At 63.0% G+C, this 19,425-nt stretch carries 18 protein-coding genes; 8 read left to right on the forward strand and 10 right to left on the reverse strand.

The window, feature by feature from the left end:
* Positions 1–4 precede the first annotated feature (4 nt).
* From C0V78_RS07315 to C0V78_RS07325, 3 genes are all read left to right on the forward strand, one after another.
* Positions 5–2,035, forward strand: coding sequence for a molybdopterin-dependent oxidoreductase (locus C0V78_RS07315; RefSeq protein WP_216822165.1), 2,031 nt, complete (start codon positions 5–7; stop codon positions 2,033–2,035).
* 38 nt (positions 2,036–2,073) lie between these two features.
* Positions 2,074–3,126, forward strand: a complete 1,053-nt coding sequence (locus C0V78_RS07320; RefSeq protein ID WP_101797118.1) for a hypothetical protein — start codon at positions 2,074–2,076, stop codon at positions 3,124–3,126.
* A 320-nt stretch (positions 3,127–3,446) separates the two neighbouring features.
* The gene (locus tag C0V78_RS07325; protein ID WP_101798247.1) at positions 3,447–3,767 is read left to right on the forward strand and encodes a hypothetical protein; all 321 of its coding nucleotides are present in this window, start codon (positions 3,447–3,449) and stop codon (positions 3,765–3,767) included.
* Positions 3,768–3,802: 35 nt separating this feature from the next.
* Here C0V78_RS07325 and C0V78_RS07330 read toward each other — a convergent pair whose 3' ends face one another.
* From C0V78_RS07330 to C0V78_RS07350, 5 genes are all read right to left on the reverse strand, one after another.
* Entirely contained in the window at positions 3,803–4,633 is an 831-nt protein-coding gene (locus C0V78_RS07330) for a 23S rRNA (adenine(2030)-N(6))-methyltransferase RlmJ (protein ID WP_101797119.1), read from the reverse strand.
* A gap of 389 nt (positions 4,634–5,022) precedes the next feature.
* Complete coding sequence (locus C0V78_RS07335) at positions 5,023–6,186, reverse strand: MaoC family dehydratase N-terminal domain-containing protein (protein WP_101797120.1); 1,164 nt, start codon at positions 6,184–6,186, stop codon at positions 5,023–5,025.
* Between the two features lie 31 nt (positions 6,187–6,217).
* The gene (locus C0V78_RS07340; protein WP_101797121.1) at positions 6,218–6,823 is read right to left on the reverse strand and encodes a carboxymuconolactone decarboxylase family protein; all 606 of its coding nucleotides are present in this window, start codon (positions 6,821–6,823) and stop codon (positions 6,218–6,220) included.
* A gap of 87 nt (positions 6,824–6,910) precedes the next feature.
* Entirely contained in the window at positions 6,911–8,653 is a 1,743-nt protein-coding gene (locus tag C0V78_RS07345) for an amidohydrolase family protein (RefSeq protein ID WP_101797122.1), read from the reverse strand.
* An 88-nt stretch (positions 8,654–8,741) separates the two neighbouring features.
* A complete protein-coding gene (locus C0V78_RS07350; protein ID WP_101797123.1) occupies positions 8,742–9,689 on the reverse strand; it encodes a TauD/TfdA family dioxygenase in 948 nt (315 codons plus the stop codon).
* Positions 9,690–10,071: 382 nt separating this feature from the next.
* On the opposite strand from C0V78_RS07350, the gene C0V78_RS07355 reads away from it, so the two are divergent.
* Positions 10,072–10,677, forward strand: a complete 606-nt coding sequence (locus C0V78_RS07355) for a TetR/AcrR family transcriptional regulator (protein WP_254049850.1) — start codon at positions 10,072–10,074, stop codon at positions 10,675–10,677.
* Here C0V78_RS07355 and C0V78_RS07360 read toward each other — a convergent pair.
* From C0V78_RS07360 to C0V78_RS07375, 4 genes are all read right to left on the reverse strand, one after another.
* Positions 10,608–11,921: a cytochrome P450 gene (locus C0V78_RS07360; protein WP_101797125.1), complete on the reverse strand. Its 1,314-nt coding sequence runs from the start codon at positions 11,919–11,921 to the stop codon at positions 10,608–10,610. The two genes, C0V78_RS07355 and C0V78_RS07360, sit on opposite strands and share 70 nt — an antisense overlap.
* Before the next feature lie 122 nt (positions 11,922–12,043).
* Entirely contained in the window at positions 12,044–12,856 is an 813-nt protein-coding gene (locus C0V78_RS07365; RefSeq protein ID WP_101797126.1) for a TauD/TfdA family dioxygenase, read from the reverse strand.
* A gap of 33 nt (positions 12,857–12,889) precedes the next feature.
* Entirely contained in the window at positions 12,890–14,005 is a 1,116-nt protein-coding gene (locus C0V78_RS07370; protein ID WP_101797127.1) for an NADH:flavin oxidoreductase, read from the reverse strand.
* 82 nt (positions 14,006–14,087) lie between these two features.
* A complete protein-coding gene (locus tag C0V78_RS07375; RefSeq protein WP_101797128.1) occupies positions 14,088–14,618 on the reverse strand; it encodes a MarR family winged helix-turn-helix transcriptional regulator in 531 nt (176 codons plus the stop codon).
* A 243-nt stretch (positions 14,619–14,861) separates the two neighbouring features.
* On the opposite strand from C0V78_RS07375, the gene C0V78_RS07380 reads away from it, so the two are divergent.
* Positions 14,862–16,088 (forward strand): CaiB/BaiF CoA-transferase family protein, encoded by a 1,227-nt coding sequence (locus C0V78_RS07380; protein ID WP_216822166.1) that lies wholly within the window; start codon positions 14,862–14,864, stop codon positions 16,086–16,088.
* 21 nt (positions 16,089–16,109) lie between these two features.
* On the opposite strand, the gene C0V78_RS07385 is transcribed toward C0V78_RS07380, so the two are convergent.
* On the reverse strand, positions 16,110–16,736 hold the full coding sequence (locus C0V78_RS07385; protein ID WP_101797129.1) for a TetR/AcrR family transcriptional regulator: 627 nt from the start codon (positions 16,734–16,736) through the stop codon (positions 16,110–16,112).
* Between the two features lie 117 nt (positions 16,737–16,853).
* Between C0V78_RS07385 and C0V78_RS07390 the strand changes: the two genes are divergently transcribed.
* From C0V78_RS07390 to C0V78_RS07400, 3 genes are read left to right on the forward strand one after another with little or no spacing between them, the layout of a single operon-like run.
* On the forward strand, positions 16,854–17,756 hold the full coding sequence (locus C0V78_RS07390) for an SMP-30/gluconolactonase/LRE family protein (protein ID WP_101797130.1): 903 nt from the start codon (positions 16,854–16,856) through the stop codon (positions 17,754–17,756).
* A 17-nt stretch (positions 17,757–17,773) separates the two neighbouring features.
* Complete coding sequence (locus C0V78_RS07395) at positions 17,774–18,541, forward strand: SDR family NAD(P)-dependent oxidoreductase (RefSeq protein ID WP_101797131.1); 768 nt, start codon at positions 17,774–17,776, stop codon at positions 18,539–18,541.
* A gap of 52 nt (positions 18,542–18,593) precedes the next feature.
* Positions 18,594–19,406: an SDR family NAD(P)-dependent oxidoreductase gene (locus C0V78_RS07400; protein WP_101797132.1), complete on the forward strand. Its 813-nt coding sequence runs from the start codon at positions 18,594–18,596 to the stop codon at positions 19,404–19,406.
* The last annotated feature ends 19 nt before the right edge of the window (positions 19,407–19,425 follow it).

The following is a 19,425-nucleotide window of genomic DNA, read 5'->3' on the forward strand; positions in this document are numbered from 1 at the left end:
TGGCGTGTCACACACGGTCAGCAAAAAGACCTATTGCCGCATCTGCACCAATCAGTGCGGCATGGTCGTGGATATCGAGCAAGACCGCATCGTCAAAATAAGGGCAGACCGAGAGCACCCTCTTAGCAAGGGCTATTCCTGCCCCAAGGGACGCGCGATCGGCGGGATCCACCATCATCCCGACGCGATAACGCGCCCCATGATGCGCAAGAACGGGACGCTGGTCCCGGTCAGCTGGGACGAGGCGCTCGACGACATCGCCGCCAAGCTGCGCAAGCTGATCGGCGAGCACGGGCCCAACTCCATCGGCGTCTATTTCGGAAGCGGACTCGGCATGGACGCTTCGGGCTACCGGCTGGTCGACACGTTCTACAAGGCCTTGGGCGCCCCGCCGAAGTTCTCGCCGCTGACGATCGACGGAACCGCCAAGCTCCTCGTCGCTATGCTGGTTGGCGGCTTCCCGGGGCTCCATCCCAAGACCGACAACGCCGACTGCGACATGCTGGTCTACGTCGGCGTGAATCCCATGGTCAGCCATGGCCACAACACGGGCATGTTCAACCCGGCCGGTCCGATCCGCGCCATGGCGAAGCGCGGCGAGGTCTGGACGATCGACCCGATCGCCACCGAAACCGCAAAGTTCTCGACGCGCCATATCCAGCCCTATCCCGGCAAGGACTATGCGATCCTGGCCTGGCTCGCCCGCGAGATCATTGATGGCGGACCGATGACGCCGGCGCAGCCGATCCAGGGGCTGGACGAGCTGCGCGCCGCCCTCGACGGATTCGACCTGGCCACGGCCGCGCGGATCGCGGGCGTCCCGGAACAGGACCTGCTGGACTTGCTGGCCGCGGTGCGCAGGAAAGGCGGCGTCGTGGTCGAGACCGGCACCGGCGTGACCATGTCGAAGAGCGCCAACGTCACCCAGTGGCTGGCGTGGGTGCTGATGATCCTGACCGGCCGCATGAACCGCAAGGGCGGAGCATGGTTCCACCCCGGCTTCATCACCCAGTACGACAGTTTCGAACTGCCGGTGCTCGACAACCCGTTCACGCCGGGAGCGCCGACGATGCCGGAGGTATCGGGGATCTTCGGCGACTGGCCCTGCGCGGCGCTGCCCGGAGAGATCGAGGCGGGCAACATCCGCGGCCTGATGAACTTCGGCGGCGCCATCCTTCGCTCGTTTCCCGACGCGAACGTGCTGGCCCCCAGGCTTGCCGAGCTCGAGCTTAACGTCACGCTGGAGATCATCGCCAACGAGACGACCGCGCTTTCCACCCATGTCCTGCCGACCAAGGATCAGGTCGAACGGCCTGACATCGCGTTCTGGGATACGCTGAGTGGCAGCCTTTCGATGATGCACACGCCGGCGTTGCTGGAACCACAAGGCGAGCGTCGCTCGGCCTGGTGGGTGATCGCCGAGATCATGCGGCGGCTCGATATGCCGCTGCCCGACTACGTGCCGCACAGCGATCTCGATGAAGGTGCCGACAATGCCATGCTCGCAGCATTGATGTCCGGCGCGCGCGCAGGATACGACGAGGTCGTGGCAAAGGGAGCCGTCATCTTGCCCATGGATTTCCCGGGACAATGGGTGGACGATCATGTTGATCGTATGGGCGGCTGGAAGCTCGCCCCCCCGGCGCTGGTTGCCTTCTGGCAGGAGCTGAGGGCCGAGGACGAAGCTGCGCTCAGCCAACCACGCCCGCTATGCTTCATATCGAGGCGCCAGCGGCGGAAATTGAATGCCGCGCTCAGCTTCCTGGGCAGCCCGGCCGATATCATCCTGCATCCGTCCGATGCGCAGGCCAACGGCATTGTTCACGGTGAACCAGTGCGCGTCAGCACGACGCGAGGCGAGATCGTCCTGACCGCTAACGTCAGCGACACGATCCGACCGGGCGTCGCCTCGATCCCGCATGGCCACGAAACGGCCAACGTCAACCTGCTGACCAGCGTGGAGAACGTCGACCGGATGACCGGGATGGTGCTTTACACCGGCATACCGATCAACGTGGCTCCGGCGAACGCCTGAGCCTTTCCCATGAATTCCAGACCTTTTCGAGGCGAGACATGAAGCCTTATCGCGTGATTCAATGGGCCACCGGCGCCGTGGGCAAGGTGGCCATCCGTCACTTTGCCGAAAACCCGACTTTCGAACTGGTCGGCGTCTGGGTGTCGAGCGATGCAAAGGCCGGCAAGGACGCCGGCGAAATCGCTGGCATCGCGCCGCTGGGCGTCGCCGCCACGACCGACATCGACGCGCTGGTGGCAATGGATGCGGATTGCGTCCACTTCACGCCGGCTCTCCAGGATATCGACCTGATCTGCCGCCTTCTGCGATCAGGGAAAGACGTCGTATCGCCGATCGGACCGTACTATCGCACAGAGCGTTTCCGTGCAGACTGGGAAGCCATCGAGGCGGCTTGTCAGGATGGCGGAACCTCCTTTCACGGGTGCGGCATACACCCCGGCTTTGCTGGCGACCTCCTGCCCCTGACACTCACCCGCATCATGGAAAGGATAGACCACATTCACGTGTACGAGGTGGTCGATCATCTCGAGAATCCGTCCAACTACATTCCCTTCATGGGCTTCGGACGCGAGTGCGAGGAACTGCTGGCCAATCCCAGCCGCTCCGCCGACGCGCCCCTGTTCTTCGCCCAGTCGATGGCGCTGGTGCTCGAGAGCCTGGGCTGCTCGATCGACGATCTCACCACCTCGCTCGAGGTGGCGGCAGCGACGCAGGACATCGAATATCCGGGCGGCGTGGTGAAGCAGGGCACCGTTGCCGGGCAGCACTATGAATGGACTGCAAACGTCCAAGGCGTTGCCAGAATGACCTACCACTGCTTTTGGGTGATGGGGCACGAGCACCTCGAGCCGAAATGGGATTCCGGTCCGAGCGGGTATCGTGTGCGGTTCGAAGGCAATCCACCGATGGAAATTGCTCTGGGCCGACCGAGAAACGGGCAAGGCGCAAGGGGCTCCAACGGTATGCCCTGGACTGCGATGGCAGGCGTGAACGCCATCCCGGCGGTATGCGATCATGCTCCAGGATTCACAACACACTTGGATCTCGGCGTGTTCGGTCCGCGTGGCCTCATACGGAGCCGGGCAGGTTAAGAAAGGGCAAAAGCGCGGTTTGCCAGGTTCCGTTGTTCCGGCTGACCTTGGCGCACCCACCCGCTAACCGGAAGTCGCCCCGGATATCAGATCACCCACCGGCTCTGGGCGACACCCGCCGGTCTTGGCCCGTTTGCTTTGGGACTTCGATGCCGTTCCCAAGTCTCCCGTCGTAAGGCTGGGTTTCCCCTTTGGGAGCCGGTATCCGAGACGACACGGCCAATCGCCGCGACCCTTCGGAACGGCAGATCCTGAGAAATCCCGACATCATCGCAACCGTGCGGTGGCATGTGATCGTAGACCTGCTAGGCAGGGGTTGCATGACCAACATCCACAAGCTTTCCGGTATCGTCGACGTCGACGGGGTTCAATATGAGTGGGAGCTGCGGAGCGAGCCGCGCTGGAGCGAGTTCGAAGGCTGGAAAGGCATGGCAGTCAGCTTGCTGCGCAAAAGCACCCAGCGCGGCGCCTTGCTGGAATTCCCCGCGCCAAAACGCCTGATGAAAGGCTTGCCGCGAAGCCGCCTCCAGATCAGCGACGCCGTTGTGATCAGGGGCATTCAGGCAGCGCTGAACGCCGGCTGGGAACCGGCTTCAAGGGGCAAGCCGATGGTTTTCGTAGTCGATGCCGATGGCAACTAGCCCTCGTCCAGATCGCCGCCACGGCAGGGGCTAATTCATTCGCCTAACCACTGACTTGCGATCTCGCCCTCATGGCCTTCGGGGGCCAGCGCGGCGCGCAGGGCTTCCAGGAGCGGCGGCAAGGCCTGGGTGAAGGCGTAGGGCGGATTGACGATGAACAGGCCGGCGCCGTTGTATATTCCGGGCTGATCTTCGTCGTAGAGCCAGTGCTCGATGCTCAGAAATTTCGGGATGCCGAGAGCGCGAAGCTTGTGTTTCCACTGCGCGTGCGTGGGTCGCTCCTTCAGCGGAAACCAGATTACCGTCACGCCATGCGCCCACTTGCGATAGGCCGCAGCGAGCGTGGCGGTGATGCGGGCGCGCTCGTCCTGCTGCTCATACGGCGGGTCGACCACCACGACGCCGCGAGGCGTCCGGGGCGGGACCATCGCCAACCAGAGCTCATAGGCATCACGCTGATGCACCGCAGCGGACGTGTCGCGCATCGCGGCGCGCAGGGCGCGGGCGTCTTCAGGGTGCTTTTCGTTGAGGATCAGGACATCCTGCGGACGCAGAAGCTGGGCCAGGAATCGCGGCGAGCCGGGGTAGAACTTCGGCTCGGCGCCGGCATTCACCGCCTGCACGGCAGCGCGGTAATCGCTGAGCAAGGGGTTGGGCTCGGCAAGCGCCTGCAGCACGCCCTGCGCAGCCTCGCCGGTACGCTGGGCTTCAGCGCCACCAAGGTCGTACAGCCCGCAGCCAGCATGGGTGTCGATCAGGGTCAGGGGGCCTTGTTTGATCTGCAGCGCCTTCACAAGAGCGATCAACAGACTGTGCTTCACGACATCGGCGCTGTTGCCGGCATGAAAGGAATGTCGATAATTCATTGCGATCCAAAATCCCGACGATCTGCCTTTGCCCGAACCTTCAGGCGCAAAAGCTGCGCGCGTGGCCGTCGAAGCACCCAATCCGGCGCCCGTATACCCTGGGGCGGAAACCTTCAAAGCACTTCTGTGCCAGGCGCGATGCTCGCGCTGCCGGCGAACTCCGAAAGCACCTCTGCTTAGGAGCGGACGAGCGCCGCGCCGGTCAACGATCGCCTTGCCGGCAGCGTCGGCTACCGCACCCTGCTCGCAACGACCGGGTCTTTTCACGATCGTATTGTGCCTGAAGCGCTTGGGCATCGCGCAGGAGCCACAGCCGGTCACGCAATGCTTGACGCAGTTCGATCCCGCTGGCTCAGCTGCCCCGCTGGCTCAGCTGCCGCACGCTCTTCTCATTTGCGTTTCGGCAGGTGGACCGTGGCAGTGCCGGTGCACATGGCGGTCCCCTTCTGGTTCGTCATCCTGTGCTTCAGCTCCACCAGCGCACGACCATCGGCATCGATCGACTTGCCGGTCACCTCTGCGGTCTGGATGGTCACATCCCCGGTCAGGGCCGGCCCCCGGTAGTTTGCAACCGAATGGACAAGCCGTCCGTGTTCACCGGCCCAACCCGCAACATAGTCGATCACCCAGGCACCCATCGATGCGCCGTAACCATAGGCCCGCGGCATGCCGATGCGGCGGGCATATTTGGGGAAGAGATGCCCGCGCGAAGGACCGTAATAGGCGCCGTCCGTCAGCGTCGGATTGATCTTGAGCATGTCTGGATCGTGTTCGTATCCTGCCATGTCGCCAACGAAGCCGAGCCCGGCCATGTCCAGCTTGCGCACGTTCATCGTGCCCCAGATGGATACGATGAAAGAGCGCCATTCCGTCGTGAAGCTGGCGACCGAATGCGGCCCGAAAACGCGCTCGGGAAGCACAGCGCCAACCTCCACGTCGTCCCACCAGCGCTCACCGTGGCCCAGGTCATGCAGTTCCTGCACCCAGGCAAACTTGCGCTCTTCAAGCGCAGCCAGCTCTTCATCCGACCAGTCCGGCTCTTCGAACTCGTCCGCATTGACACTTTGCGTACCGGCTTCAGCGAGATAACGGATCCCGGTAGAACGCTGCTTGGCGATCAGCTCGCCGTTCTGGTTGCGATAGAAGTTGTCGCCGCGCTGGAAGCAGGTCGGCCCCAGGCTGGTTTCCTTGACCGTGTAATCGAAGGGGATGCGTTCGTTGGCGATGAAATCCCCCGACACCACCGGGACATTCTCGAACCACCATTCGTCCCCGCCGAACAGCAGGTGCGAATTGGGGATATGGCCCGCGCAGGCGGGGGTGGCGCCGTTGCTGTCGTCAGCGGCGACCGGGAAGCTCTGCGGCGCAACGATCCGGCCCCACTTGCTGGCTGCGGCATAGTCCGGATCGAAATGCAGCAGGTTGGCATAGTGCATGCCGTGCACCCAGCGGCGGATGTCATTGTTGGAAATCGGCTCGCGCAAGGATGACGAGGCGAGAACCTTGCCGATCTGGCGTTCCACATCGGAGCAGTCGAGAATACGATTTGTCATTTTCAGGAATCCGTGGTGCGGAGTGGCGAGGTTATTCGGCCGCGTCGTCGAATGACACGGGCCAGCCCTTGGCTTCAGCTCCGGCAAGGAAGGGCGGTTCAAGCTCGACACCGACCGAATTGAGCAGGGTTGCGACATTCAGGAAGCAGCCGATCAGCATGATCAGTTCGATGATCTGCTTGTCGCTGAAGTGTCGGCGCAGCACGTCCCAGGCGTGGTCCGACAATTTGCCGCCGGTGCATATGTCATCGGTCGCAAGGATTACGGCCCGGTCTTCCGGGGGGAAGATTTCGTCGATGCCGTTCCTGGCAAGCGCAGCGAAATGTTCGTTGGTAAGCCCCGCACCGGCACCGCCGTAAAGGTGGTGCACCCATTCGTACTGGCAGCGGCGGTGCCATGACAGGCGCAGGATCGCGATTTCCCGCGCGCGGGCGGAGAGCACGAAACCCTTCACGGCGGCCAGGTTGAAGTGGAGGAACGGCACCGAGATTTCCGGATGATGCGCCATCATCAGGAGCGAGTTGAAATCCGACCCCTTGAATGGCGATCCCGGCTGCTCGAGGATCGGAAAAATCGCCTCGACCGCCGGCGTCCACTCGGACTGCGGCAAGGCCGCGATCTTGGGCCCCTTCCCCATGGATTACCTCATTTATCTGCGGATTGAAGATGCGAGCCCCGGCCGGAGGGGAAGCCCACCCGGCCGGGAAGCAGTAAAAGTGCGGGATTAGGCCGGAGCGTGCTGCTCGCCTCGGATCAGGCGGCCCGGCAGCGCGCCGGTCGGCTCGCCATTGCGATAGGTCACCTCGCCCTTGACGATCGTCGCGACATAGCCGGTGGCCTTCTGCAACAGGCGCGGTGCGCCGGTCGGCAGGTCATGCGCGACATAAGGGCGCTGCACCCAGAGGTTGTCGAAGTCGATCAGGTTGATGTCTGCCCGCATGCCGGGCGCAATCACGCCGCGATCGAAAAGACCGACCGCCTTGGCGGGTACGGACGTCTGAAGCCGCACGATCTCGGGAACGCCAATGTCGCTGCCCCAGGTCTTGAGCGAGGTGGTCTGGAACGTGGCATCCACCACCTGGCCGACGTGAGCACCGCCATCGCCCAATGCGATGATCGCTCCGGGAAGCGTCAGCATCTCGCGGATCGCGCTGTAGTCGTGCGAATGGTAATTGAGGATGGCGCTGAAGATCAGGTTCTTGCCATCGTCTTCAAGCAGCAGGTCATAGATGACCTCGTTCTCGTCGCGTCCTTCTCTCTTGGCGATGGCGGCAACCGAGGTTTCCGGATCGAGTCCGTAATCCGGCTTTTCACCAAGCGGGAAAGTCCGCGAGCCGGCGAGGACCATGCCGGGAGCAGCGCCGGACTGATCGGCACCTTCGCGGCGCAGTTCCTGCGGCCCCAGCGAGGCTTCCTCCAGCGCCCGCTTCCGAAACTCGGGGGTGCGCATGATCGCGACTTTTTCCTCAAGGGTCTTGCTCGCGATTTCACGGAAGCACTGCAGCCCCATGAACGGATGGGCCGAAGTGGAAAGGCCGAAGATCGCACCCACCGGACGGGGCGCAACCTGGGCGTGCATGTTGAGGCCCTTTTCGCGGCCCTTGGCGATCATCGCCATGTGCTCGCGCCAGCTGTCCGGCTCGTGGTGGAACTGCACGACCGAGATCGACATCGGGCGGCCCGAAGCCTCGACGATGCGGTGGACCATCGCATACTCCTGCTCGCGCCCTTCTTCCTTGAAGTCGCTGATGAGCTGGAGAACGCCCTTGCCCGCGTCCTTGACGCCGAGTGCGATGCCGGTGAGTTCCTCTTCCTTCGAATGATAGGAAGGGGTCGGCACGCCTTTGACCGACTTGTGCGAGATCAGGCGCGAGGTGGAGAAACCGATGGCTCCGGCCTTCATCGCATCGCGGGTGATTTCGCGCATCTTCGCGATGTCTTCCGGTGTCGCATCCTCATGCCGGATGGCGCGATCGCCCATGACGTAAACGCGGAGCGGAGCATGAGGCAGTTGCACGGCCAGATCGACGTCCCATTTGCACACGTCGAGTGCGTCCATGTACTCCTCGAAGGTCTCCCAGTTCCATTTCAGTCCATCGTGAAGCACGGTGCCTGGAATGTCCTCGATGCCTTCCATCAGTTCGATCAGGCATTCATGATCCTTCTCGCGGACCGGCGCGAAACCGACGCCGCAGTTGCCGGAAACCACCGTGGTGATGCCGTGCCAGCTCGACGGTGTCAGCCGCTCTGCCCAGGTTGCCTGTCCATCGTAATGGGTGTGAATGTCGACGAAGCCCGGAGTTACCAGAAGGCCCTTGGCATCGAGCTCTTCCTTGCCGCGGCCCTTGACCTCGCCAACGGCAGCGATGCGACCGCCCGAGATGGCGACATCGGCGAGAAACGGTTCCGCGCCGGTTCCGTCCACGACCTTGCCATGGCGGATGACGATATCGTATTCGTGTTCCATAAAGCCTCTTGGTTCTGAAGCCGCACCGTGCCCCTCCCGGGGCGATCGCCGGCATTGAATGGAAAGCGTCAGGCGCTGAAGCCTGCCCTCAAACGGTGATCCGCATTTCGTCGGAAACGTTCTGGTCGGTCGATTCCAGCTGGCCGAGACCGTAGTCCCCCATGATCTGGGTGCGGTCCATCGTGCGCGATGCATCGACAGGGACGCCGCCGGCAGCGTGGAGCATCCGCCAGTTGTCCCACAGGACCATGTCGTTTTCCTGCCAATCGTGGAAATACTGGTTTTCGGGCTGCAGGCAGAGGCTGCCCACTTCGGTCAGGATTTCATCGCTTTCCTCGGCCGACAGGCCCGGGATGTACTGGGCGAAATAGGGCGACATGTTCAGCACCGGCCGCCCGGTCTCGCGCTGGCGATAGACCAGCGGGTGCCGCACCAGCGGATACTGCGCGGCTTGGCTCACCAGCTTGGCATAGAGCTTGGAGAGCTTGAGCACCTTGAGCGATTCAGGCCGCCCGAAGCGCATCTTCGTGACGTCCATATCGAAGTGATAGACCACCGACAGGCCTTCGATCCGCTGCTGCATCGCAGGGCTGAGTTTTTCATAGAGCTTGATCTTGTCGACAAAACCGGTCTTGCCCCCCGCATAGGGCAGCACGACCGGACGCAGGATCGAGCCGCGGCTCACCTTGTCGAGGTAGATCAGGTCCTGGTGCCAGGGCAGCCACCCCCCCAGTACTTGCCCATCCACTTCGTAGATGTCCGCATTGTCGGGATCATAGGAGATCTGGACAATCTCGGAGATCGGATTGTCGGGATTTTCGGCAGCATAGGGGTGCGGTTGCACCTCGCCGAAGCACTTGCTCAGCGCTACCTGGAACTCTCCGCCCTCGACGTTGCGGAAAACGATTACGCCATGCTCGATCCATGTATCCATCAGCATGGCCCGGACTGCCGGATCGGAAATGTCAGCGGGAGTGAGGCCGTGTACCTCGCAACCAATTCCATTGCCGCCGGCGATTGGTTTTACCTCGATCATCTTTCACTCCACGTCTGGCTTCGCGAAGCGCTTCGGATGGAGAGGACAGCCCGGCACGCACTTGATGGCGTCGCGGGAACAAAAATCCTCTCCCTTGCCGATTCACTCACTGAGCAAGTTCTATTTCGTCATGGTGGTAGCTAGTGCGATTCGTGTCAATACAGACTGCACTCGGCCCCAGGAAAACGCCGTGGCGGGCTTGGTTTGCCTATGGTTTCCGGTGCGGATGGCGGATCAGCGGCTTGCTGGAAGGCATCGGTATGGCCAAGGACCTTGCCGGGACTGGCGGCGGGCGGCATAGTTTGGTGGCGAGACCACCCCACAGGTCCGAAACGCATAAAGGTCGGCCGTCCGTTTCGGCACCGGGTGAAAGGGTTCGAAGATGCCAGGCACGGCGGCAAAGCCATTGCGCCCCATGGGGCAACGCGGTTCCGCCAACTGGCTGTCCATGCTTGAGGCCGCGGAAGAGATCCTTCGCGAAGAAGGCTCAAGGGCGCTGACCACCCGGCGGGTCGCCGAAAAGCTCGGGGTCAAGCAGCGGCTGGTCTACTATTACTTCAAGACCATGGACGATCTCGTCGTGGAGGCCTTCCGCAAGGTAGCCCATCGCGAGATCGAGCGTCTCGAACTGGCCGTCCGTTCGGATCACCGGCTGCAAGAGCTTTGGAAGGTTTGCGTCTATACTCTCGATCCGCGTCTGATCGCCGAATTCATGGCCTTGGCCAACCGCATCGAGGCGCTGCGCGAGGAAGTGGTCGACTTCATCCGGACGTCGCGCAAGTTGCAGGTGGAAGCGCTGACCAGCGCACTGGCGAGGAAGCCGGAACTGACCCGCATTCCCCCCAAGGCGCTTGCCATCCTGGGCTCAAGCGCTGCGCTGAGCATTCTGCGCGAACGCGACCTTGGCATCGACCTGGGTCACGAGGGCACGCTGGCAATGATCGAAGGCTTCCTCGCATCGGCGGACACCGGCTCGAACTCGATGTGAAGGTCCGACATGCTGCGGAAGCTGTAGGTCGGCTCGTACCGATACCGGCGTGCTCCTGCGGGACCGTGATGTTCTTCGGAAATCCGGATCGACGATGTGCGCGACAGGATCCGTTCGATCGCCACCCGCGCCTCGATCCTGGCCAGAGGGGCACCAAGGCAGGCATGGGCCCCGCGGCTGAAGGCGAAATGGTCGCGCAGGTGTTCGCGGTCGATATCGAAGTTTCGCGGATCGGCGAACCGGGCCGGATCATTGCTTGCCGCCGAAAGGGTCGCCCCCACGAGTGAACCTGCCGGGATTGCAGTGCCGCCAATATGCGTATCGTGCGTCGCCAGCCGGTAGACGACCTTCACCGGCCCGTCCCAGCGCAGCGCTTCCTCCAGCAGGTCGGGAATGCGCGAGGGTTCGGCGCGAATCCGGGCCTGCAGTTCCTGGTCATCGCCGAGTGCGCGCAGCGCCATCGTCACCAGCCGCGAGGTCGTGTCCTGACCAGCCCCGAACATGAAGCGGGCAAGGTTCGAGATAGTCTCGAAATCGGGCTGCCGGCCATCCTTGTAGCGCGAGGCGACGAGCTCTGACATCAGGTCGGCGCAGGGGTTTTCCTGCCGCTCCCGCAGATAGCCGTCAAACCGCTCTTTCAGGAAGATCAGGGGATCGGAGCCGACGCGGTGCACCGCCTCGCCCTCGATCTGGCTCGGCGGAACGCCCAGCAGCTCGACGAGCTCCCAGCGGTCCGCCTCGGGAATGCCCATCAGGTCGGAGATCGCGAAGGTGGCGACGGCATGGGCATATTGGCTGGCGGCGTTGCACTTTCCGCCTTCGATGAAACCATCGAGCACCCGGTCAGCCAGGCCGACGAGGTACTCCTCGTTGGCCTTCAGCCGCTTGTAGGTCAGCAAAGGGGAAAGCAGCGACCTGTGCTCTGCATGCTTGCGGCCATCGAACGTGGTGATGTGCGCAGACCACGGCATGTCCCCCCGGTGCTGTTCGATCTCGGCGGAAATGTCGCCGCCGTTCACCGCGAACGGCAATGGCGGGATCGGACCCAGCACGGACATCGCGGACGAGAATGTGCCGTCATTGCGCGTCAGGACCTCGGTCACTTCCGCTGCGCCGGTTACCATGAACACGCCATAATGCGGCTCGCGCCATACCGGCGAGAGCGCGCGGATCGCATCGAAATAGGGGTGCGGATCGCTGACTATCGACAGATCACTGAAGTAATCCTTTTGGGTAACGTCCATGCACCTCTCCAGTATATTTCGTCACACTGGTAGCGATTGGGCGCACAGGCGTCAAGGCACGCCCGCCCCGAGGGGCGGATCGCACCGGTGCCCGTTTCGACTGCTCCGGACAGCCCAGGGATTCAGGCGATCGGCTCTTCTCCAACCAGGGTCGTGCGGCTCAGCAGACGACCGCTGTCGGCCGGGTAGGCTTCAACGCGGTGCATGACGCCGGTGTTGTCCCAGATCAGCATGTCGCCCACCGTCCATTCGTGGCGATAGACGAACTGCGGCTGGGTGGCCCAGGCCTGGAATTCGTCGATGATCCTGCGCCCTTCCGCTTCATCCATGCCGTCGATGCGCCCGGCGGTGAGGCCCAGCAACAGCGACTTGCGGCCCGAACGGTGTGTCCACACCATGGGATGAACCTGTTCCGGATGCTCCCTCCAGCGCGCCAGCTGCTCTTCGCTCGGGTCGGGATGCATGGCCCGCTGGATATATTCCTGCGAATGGACGACCCTCAGCCGGTCAGCGAGAGCCTTGCGATCAGGCGGCAGCGCATCATAGGCGGCATAGGTGTTGGCAAATTCGGTCTGCCCGCCCACCTTTGACAGGACGCGCGCCGTCAATATCGAGGCGCGCGTCGGGACCATGTCCTGCGCGCCATCGACATGCCAGTGTACCGTGGCATGGAGGTAGTCCGCAGTGTCGTTGAGACTGCGATCCAGCGTGATCTTGTAGATGCCGCGGATGCCCTGATCGATGACCTCGCCGATCGTCTTGGCGAACTCGAACTGCTCCTCGTCCGTGAAGTTGAGCTGGCGCACCAGAAGGACGCCGCGCTGCTCAAGAAGTTCCCGGATCTCCTGGCGAAGGTTTCCGGCCAGCAGCTGCTCCTTGGTGGCCAGCATTTCCGTGCCGACGAGCGGAGAAAGGTCACGCGTTTCAAATTCCATGGTCGTCTCTCACATCCTGATACGGGGTTTTCATCAGACGAATTCGGCAAGAGCTTCTGACGAGAATGGCACAAGCTCGCCCAGCCTTCCATCGCGAACCTTGACCGCCCAATCCGGGTCCGTAATAAGTGCGCGGCCAACCGCGATCATGTCAAATTCCTCGCGGTCCATTCGCTCAAGCAGGTCGTCGATACCTGCGGTCTGGGAGAACTGGCCCTTGAACACGGCAAGGAAATCGCCGTCGAGGCCAACCGAGCCCACGCTTATGGTGCGCGCTCCCGTCAGCTTCTTGGCCCAGCCGGCAAAGTTCAACCCGTCATCGCCGTCGATCTCGGGGAACTCCGGCGTCCAGAACCGGCGCTGCGAACAATGCAGCACATCGACACCGGCTTCCACCAGCGGCAGGAGCCAGGCCTCCATTTCCTTGGGCGTGTGGGTAAGGCGGACCGAGTAATCCTGCTGCTTCCACTGGCTGACCCGCAGGATCAGCGGGAAATCGGCCCCCACTGCCCCACGAATGGCGGCGACGATTTCCGCGGCGAAGCGGGAGCGTTGCACCAGGCCGGGCCCGCCATACCGGTCGGTGCGCAGATTGGTGCCGCCCCAGAAGAACTGATCCACCAGATAACCATGGGCACCATGCACTTCGACACAGTCAAATCCCAGGTCCTTCGCATCACGGGCGGCCTTGGCAAAGGCTGCGACCGTATCCGCAATGTCTTCTTCCGACATGGCCTTGCCGCGCCCCTCGCCGGGCGCATAGAGGCCCGACGGGCTTTCCACCGGGCTGTCCGGCTCCCAATCCATCGTCGAGCTGCGTACCGCTCCGGTGTGCCAGACCTGCGGCGCGATCGCGCCGCCGGTTGCGTGGACTGCCTCGACAACAGGTTTCCAACCCTGCAGGGCCGGGCCGTAAAACTTGGGAACATTCGGTTCGTTGCGGGAAGCAGGCCGGTCTACCACGACCCCTTCGGTGACCAGCAGACCAACGCCGCCCTGTGCCCGGCGGCGATAATACTGGACGTGGGCATCGCTCACTTCGCCATCGATCGCAAAGCCGCGCGTCATGGGCGCCATGACGATGCGGTTGTCGAGCTTCATGGAGCCGATCTGAAGCGGCTTGAACAGGCTGTCGGTGCTTAAGGCCATGTGCAGGATCCCGAGAAAAAGTCTGGCCGGCTGATCCTGCACAACGGCGCCCGGGCCAAGTCGATATTGTTTAACCCCTTAATCAGTCTGCCCTGGGAGCCGGATCGAAATCCCTTGCCATGAAGGTATGAAGCTCTGCCCCGATCCGGCTCAGGTCATCGCGATCAGCCTGCGGCAGGCGATGAAAATGCCGGATAAAACGGGCGCTCCGCTCAAGGTCGACGCCGACTTGCTTCACCTTTGCGCGGCCAGCCGCAGTGATCTCAAGCAGCCTGGTCCGCCGGTCGTCCGTGGATGCCGTGGCATGCAGCAGCCCCATCTGCGAGAGCTTGCGGACACGCGGCGACAATGCGGCATTGGTGACGTTGAGGGCATGGGCAAGGTCGGTTGCGCGCATGGCTGCGGGGCCGGGCATCATCAGCGCGGCCAGAAGGTGGAAATCGGCGATGCTTATGCCGCTGCGCTCGCTGATGGCGTTCAGGTCCGTGGCCATCAGCTGCCCGATCTTGAAGATATGCCAGATCGCCCCGAAATGCCGGACGTCGAGGCCGAGATTGGAAAAGAACGCTTCGCCGGCCAAAAGCTGTTCGACTGGCTGAACGGGCTTCTTCATGGGCAGTCTCCACAGCGGGCGCGCCGGATTGCAGCACCCGCAAGGGCACAGCAGGTGCCGCAGATCCCTGTAGCTTGCCCATTCCGGCTGGCAAAGCTCCTGTCCGCCGCCCTCCCCGTGGATTGACAGTCCGGTGGTTCGTCTTAGTGGTAGCGACCTGCAACGGGCGATCAACCTCACCGCCCTCGCCCGACCGTTGGCGGAAATAGCGCCAAGGTACAGTCAAGAACCGGGAGACGAAGCTTGGTCCAGATCATGAAGGGCATCCGCATCCTCGAGGTTGCCCAGTTCACCTTTGTTCCTGCGGCCGGCGGCATCCTGGCGGACTGGGGCGCTGACGTGATCAAGATCGAACACCCGCTGAGGGGCGACACGCAACGCGGTTTCATCAACATGGGCGGGGTTCCGGTCGATGCCGACCGCAATCCGCTGATCGAACATCCCAACCGCGGAAAGCGAAGCGTCGGGATCGACCTGTCAACGTCCGAGGGGCAGGAACTTCTCTATCGCATCGCGCAGGCATCGGACGTTTTCCTGACGAATTACCTGCCTGCAGTGCGCCAGAAGAACCGCATCGACCTGGAACACATTCGTGCCGCCAACCCGCATATCATTTATGCACGCGGCAGCGCCTATGGCGACAAGGGCCCCGAGCGCGAACTTGGCGGCTATGACCAGACGGCTTTCTGGTCTCGCAGCGGGATCGCCTATGCCATCACGCCACCCGAACTCGAGGGCGTGCTGGGCCAAGGCATGCCCGCTTTCGGCGATTCAATTGGCGGAATGAATATCGCCGGCGGCATCGCGGCAGCACTGCTCCATCGCGAGCGGACCGGCGAGGCGCTCGAGGTGGACGTGTCGCTGCTCAGCAGCGCCTGGTGGGCCTGCGGGGCCAACATCACGCAGGGCATGGAAACGGGTGTGGTGATGCGCAACACGATGCCCGGCCAGGGCGGCGCGGCCAAAAACCCGCTTTCCGGCAACTTCTTCACATCCGACCGCCGGGTGATTGCGCTGTGCATGCCCAGCCCCGGCCCGTTCATCGAGGATACGTTCCGCCACCTGGGGCTGACGGACCTGCTGGGCGACCCACGCTTTGCCAACCTGCACGCGCTGATCGAAAATGCCGCCGAAGCGAGCCGGCGCATCGCTCAGGCCTTTGCCGCGCAACCTTTCGCCTACTGGCGCGAACACCTCAAGACGATGCGAGGCCAGTGGGCCCCGGTGCAGAGCCTGCTCGAACTGACTGAGGATGACCAGGCCCTGGCGAACGACATGGTGGTCGATCTCGAACCTGCCGACGGCGGCCAGCCATTCCGCGTGGTGCGCGGCCCGGTCCAGTTCAACCGGGAACCGCAGACAGCAGTCCGCGCGCCCCAGGCAAACGAGCATACCGAAACATTCCTGCTCGACCTGGGCCTTGAATGGGATGAGCTTGAGGGGCTGAAGGAAAAGGGCGTTATCGCCTGATTGCCCGCGGCCGCCCGCAGATCAGGTACGGACCACCTGGCCCTGTTCCGCCAGCTGCGGTTCCGCAGCGGCAAGGAAGTTCTCGATCAGCAGGAGGACTTCATCATGTCCCTCCGTCACACCCAGCTCGCGTTCGCGCAGCAGGCTGAGGGCCGTGCTGGTTGCCAGGACAGCGAGCACTTCGGGATCGGCACCGGTCAGCCCGGGAACCCTGGCGATCGCCGCGGACAGGGTCTGAATTTGCAGGCGGCGCGATTCCTCGATGAAATGGGTAACTTCCTTGCGCAGGCCATCGATGTGGTGCGCCAGGGCCATGAACTCGGTAATCAGGCGGGGGTGCATCGTGTGGATGCAGGCGTCCCAGATTTCGCGCAGCGGCTTGTCCGAAGCGGCGGCATCGGCGATGCGCGCCAGCTCGCGAACCGAAATACGGCGAAAGGTCTCGACGATGAGATCATCCAGCGTCTGGAAATAGTAATACACGAGCCTGCGCTTGATCCCCAGTCGCTCCGAAACCCGGGCGGCTGTCAGCGCGGCGACGCCTTTCTCGAGCAGGGCCTCTTCCGCAGCGTCGAGCATCGCATGCCAGTTCTCCGACCCGACCGGCCCCAGCCGCCGTGTTGTGGCGTTCTTCTCCGCGCGTCTCATAGCGGTTCCCTACCCTGCGTTCCGGGGCGCGTAAAGCGAGGCAGAGGATGGCCTTGACAGCCAACCGTGCCGCGCTACCATTGTGACGAAATAACCGAAGTCCAAGGGTGAGGATGCATGAACGCTGCAGGCGCAGACGTCAGAGACACGAAAGTCATCGCTTCGGGCCTTTATCTTGAGGGCCTGGCAGTCGACTATGGGCGTGACCTCGTCTGGTACAGCGACTGTATCGCCGGCGGCGTGCACGGCGTCCGGCCGGATGGCACGCCGGTGTTCTCTCTCAATCCCGAACGGATGTGGACCGGCGGCATCATGATGAACGCCGATGGCGCGGTCCTGTCATCGGGTCCGGGAGGCATCATGTGGAATCGGCCCGAGGACGGCACCCGGGGCTGGCTGATCCGTGAAGTGGACGGAAAGCCGCTGATCGGAGTGAACGAGATGACCCCCGACGGGTCGGGCGGCATCTATTTCGGCACGGTTGATGTCGAGCAGATCGAAAAGGGCGAGCAGACAAGGCCTGCCTTGCTCTACCACCTCTCGGCCAGCGGCGAAGTTCGCCTCGCCACGGGGCCGGTCGGCTTTGCCAACGGCCTGATGCGCAGCCTGGACGGCACCCGCCTGTTCTTCAACGACACGTTCGATGCGACTTACGTTTTCGACATCCTCGACGACGGACTGCTGGGCGAGCGCAGATGCCTGCTGAAGAAGGAAGACTGCGACGGCATGGCCATGGATGGTGACGGCAACGTGCTGGTCACCGGCTACAAGTCCGGCAGCATCGTCCGCATGGCTCCGGACGGCTCGATCCTCGGCATGCTGGATACGCCTGCCGACGCGGTGACCCAGCTGCGCTTTGGCGGGGCGGATCTCTGCGATGTCTATTTCAACTGCGTGCCGCTCGATGCCGGCGATGGCCTCAAGGAAGGCGAAGCCCCCACCGAGCAACGGTCCTTCCTGATGCGAGGGCGCGTAAACCGGCCTGGCCTAGCGATCGCGCCGGCGCAATTCACACTTTGAATACGAAAAGAGAGAACATGACGAATCCGGGGAACAGGCTGGCGGGCAAGGTGGCAATCGTCACGGGTGGCGGCCAGGGGATCGGCGAAGCGATTGCCCTTGCCTATGCGCGCGAAGGCGCCAACGTCATCATCACCGGCCGGACGAAGAGCAAGCTTGACGAAGTGGCCGGCAAGGCAACCAGCAGCGGCTCGACGGTCCTTGGCATGGAAGCCCTCTCCGGCAACCGCGAACACGCCGAACAAGTCGTGTCGGAGGCCTTGTCGCGCTGGGGCCGGGTAGACGTGCTGGTCAACAACGCGCACACCTTCACCGATTACCTGCCCCTCGATGACCCGAAGATGGAAGAAAACTGCCTGATCGACATGCAGTCCGCCTTCATCGGTTCGTTGCAGTTGATGCAGCTCTGCTATCCTTCGATGCGGGACAACGGCGGCGGCTCGGTAATCAACATGGGCTCCAGCTACGGTGTCCGCTGCGAGCCCGGCTTCCTCGCCTATGCCGCGAGCAAGGAGGCCATTCGCGCCCTGACGCGCACGGCGGCCCGCGAATGGGGCAAGGACAAGATCCGGGTCAACACGATCCTGCCTGCCGCTCTCTCGCCCAAGGCCATCTGGTACATGAAGGAGAGCAATTCCTACGACCATGAACTGTCGAAGGTGTCGCTTGGCAAGTTCGGTACTTCGGAGGACATCGCGCCAACGGCCATCTTCCTGGCGAGCGATGAATCGAACTACGTCACCGGCCAGACCATCGGCGTCGATGGCGGATCGACCATGTTCTGACCGGCAGCCGCAAGCCCCGGCCCCATCCACCCCTGAATTCGGAAAGTATCGCATGGCAGTCGCCGACGTAACGGGAAAATCGATAGCACAGCTGGTGTCGCTGGCAGGCAAGACCGCCGTGGTCACGGGCGGCGCGCAGGGGCTTGGCAGGGCTATTGCGAGCCGGCTGGCCGAGGCCGGCGCGACAGTCGTGATCGGAGACCTCAACCTCGATGTCGCCACTGCAGCCGCCGCAGAGATTGCGACCGCAACCGGCAGCAAGGTTAGCGCCGCCCTGCTTGACGTGACAGACGCGGACTCGGTTGCCGCGACGGCGCAGATGGCTGCCGGCCTGGACGGGGGCATCGACATCTGGGTCAACAATGCAGGCATCTACCCCAACGTCCTGCTGGAAGACATGACCAGCGAGCTCTGGACAAAGGTGATGGACATCAACCTCAAGGGCACGTTCCTGGGCTCGCAGGAGGCGGCTCGCCGGATGACCGCTGCCAGCAAGGGTGGCGTGATCGTCAACCTGGTCTCGACTGCCGGTTTTGGCGGGATGGCCCCCGGCGTTTCAGCCTATGTCGCATCCAAGCACGGCGTCCTGGGCCTTATCAAGCAACTGGCGGTGGAACTGGCACCGAAGGACATCCGGGTGCTGGGCGTCGCGCCGACCTTCTGCACTACGGAAGGCAATTCGAAGGCCCTGGCGGAACTGCCGGACCGGGTTCGTGAAGAAATCTCGGCAACTTTGACATCCCGGCTGGGACGAGTGGGCGTTCCTGACGACATCGCCCGGGTGGTGCTTTTCTGCGCCTCCGATTTGTCTATGTTCATGACCGGCAGTACTCTGCTAGTGGACGCCGGGGAGGTCTCGGCCTGAGAAACGCAAAATGCGTCGG

This window comes from Novosphingobium sp. TH158 (assembly GCF_002855555.1).
Classification (GTDB): Bacteria; Pseudomonadota; Alphaproteobacteria; order Sphingomonadales; family Sphingomonadaceae; genus Novosphingobium.

Excerpts from the sequence above, each read along its gene's own strand:
- C0V78_RS07320 (WP_101797118.1), top strand. The coding sequence starts at position 2,074 with ATGAAGCCTTATCGCGTGATTCAATGGGCCACCGGCGCCGTGGGCAAG.
- C0V78_RS07325 (WP_101798247.1), top strand. The coding sequence starts at position 3,447 with ATGACCAACATCCACAAGCTTTCCGGTATCGTCGACGTCGACGGGGTT.
- C0V78_RS07330 (WP_101797119.1), bottom strand. The coding sequence starts at position 4,633 with ATGAATTATCGACATTCCTTTCATGCCGGCAACAGCGCCGATGTCGTG.
- C0V78_RS07335 (WP_101797120.1), bottom strand. The coding sequence starts at position 6,186 with ATGACAAATCGTATTCTCGACTGCTCCGATGTGGAACGCCAGATCGGC.
- C0V78_RS07340 (WP_101797121.1), bottom strand. The coding sequence starts at position 6,823 with ATGGGGAAGGGGCCCAAGATCGCGGCCTTGCCGCAGTCCGAGTGGACG.
- C0V78_RS07345 (WP_101797122.1), bottom strand. The coding sequence starts at position 8,653 with ATGGAACACGAATACGATATCGTCATCCGCCATGGCAAGGTCGTGGAC.
- C0V78_RS07350 (WP_101797123.1), bottom strand. The coding sequence starts at position 9,689 with ATGATCGAGGTAAAACCAATCGCCGGCGGCAATGGAATTGGTTGCGAG.
- C0V78_RS07355 (WP_254049850.1), top strand. The coding sequence starts at position 10,072 with ATGCCAGGCACGGCGGCAAAGCCATTGCGCCCCATGGGGCAACGCGGT.
- C0V78_RS07360 (WP_101797125.1), bottom strand. The coding sequence starts at position 11,921 with ATGGACGTTACCCAAAAGGATTACTTCAGTGATCTGTCGATAGTCAGC.
- C0V78_RS07365 (WP_101797126.1), bottom strand. The coding sequence starts at position 12,856 with ATGGAATTTGAAACGCGTGACCTTTCTCCGCTCGTCGGCACGGAAATG.
- C0V78_RS07370 (WP_101797127.1), bottom strand. The coding sequence starts at position 14,005 with ATGGCCTTAAGCACCGACAGCCTGTTCAAGCCGCTTCAGATCGGCTCC.
- C0V78_RS07375 (WP_101797128.1), bottom strand. The coding sequence starts at position 14,618 with ATGAAGAAGCCCGTTCAGCCAGTCGAACAGCTTTTGGCCGGCGAAGCG.
- C0V78_RS07385 (WP_101797129.1), bottom strand. The coding sequence starts at position 16,736 with ATGAGACGCGCGGAGAAGAACGCCACAACACGGCGGCTGGGGCCGGTC.
- C0V78_RS07390 (WP_101797130.1), top strand. The coding sequence starts at position 16,854 with ATGAACGCTGCAGGCGCAGACGTCAGAGACACGAAAGTCATCGCTTCG.
- C0V78_RS07395 (WP_101797131.1), top strand. The coding sequence starts at position 17,774 with ATGACGAATCCGGGGAACAGGCTGGCGGGCAAGGTGGCAATCGTCACG.
- C0V78_RS07400 (WP_101797132.1), top strand. The coding sequence starts at position 18,594 with ATGGCAGTCGCCGACGTAACGGGAAAATCGATAGCACAGCTGGTGTCG.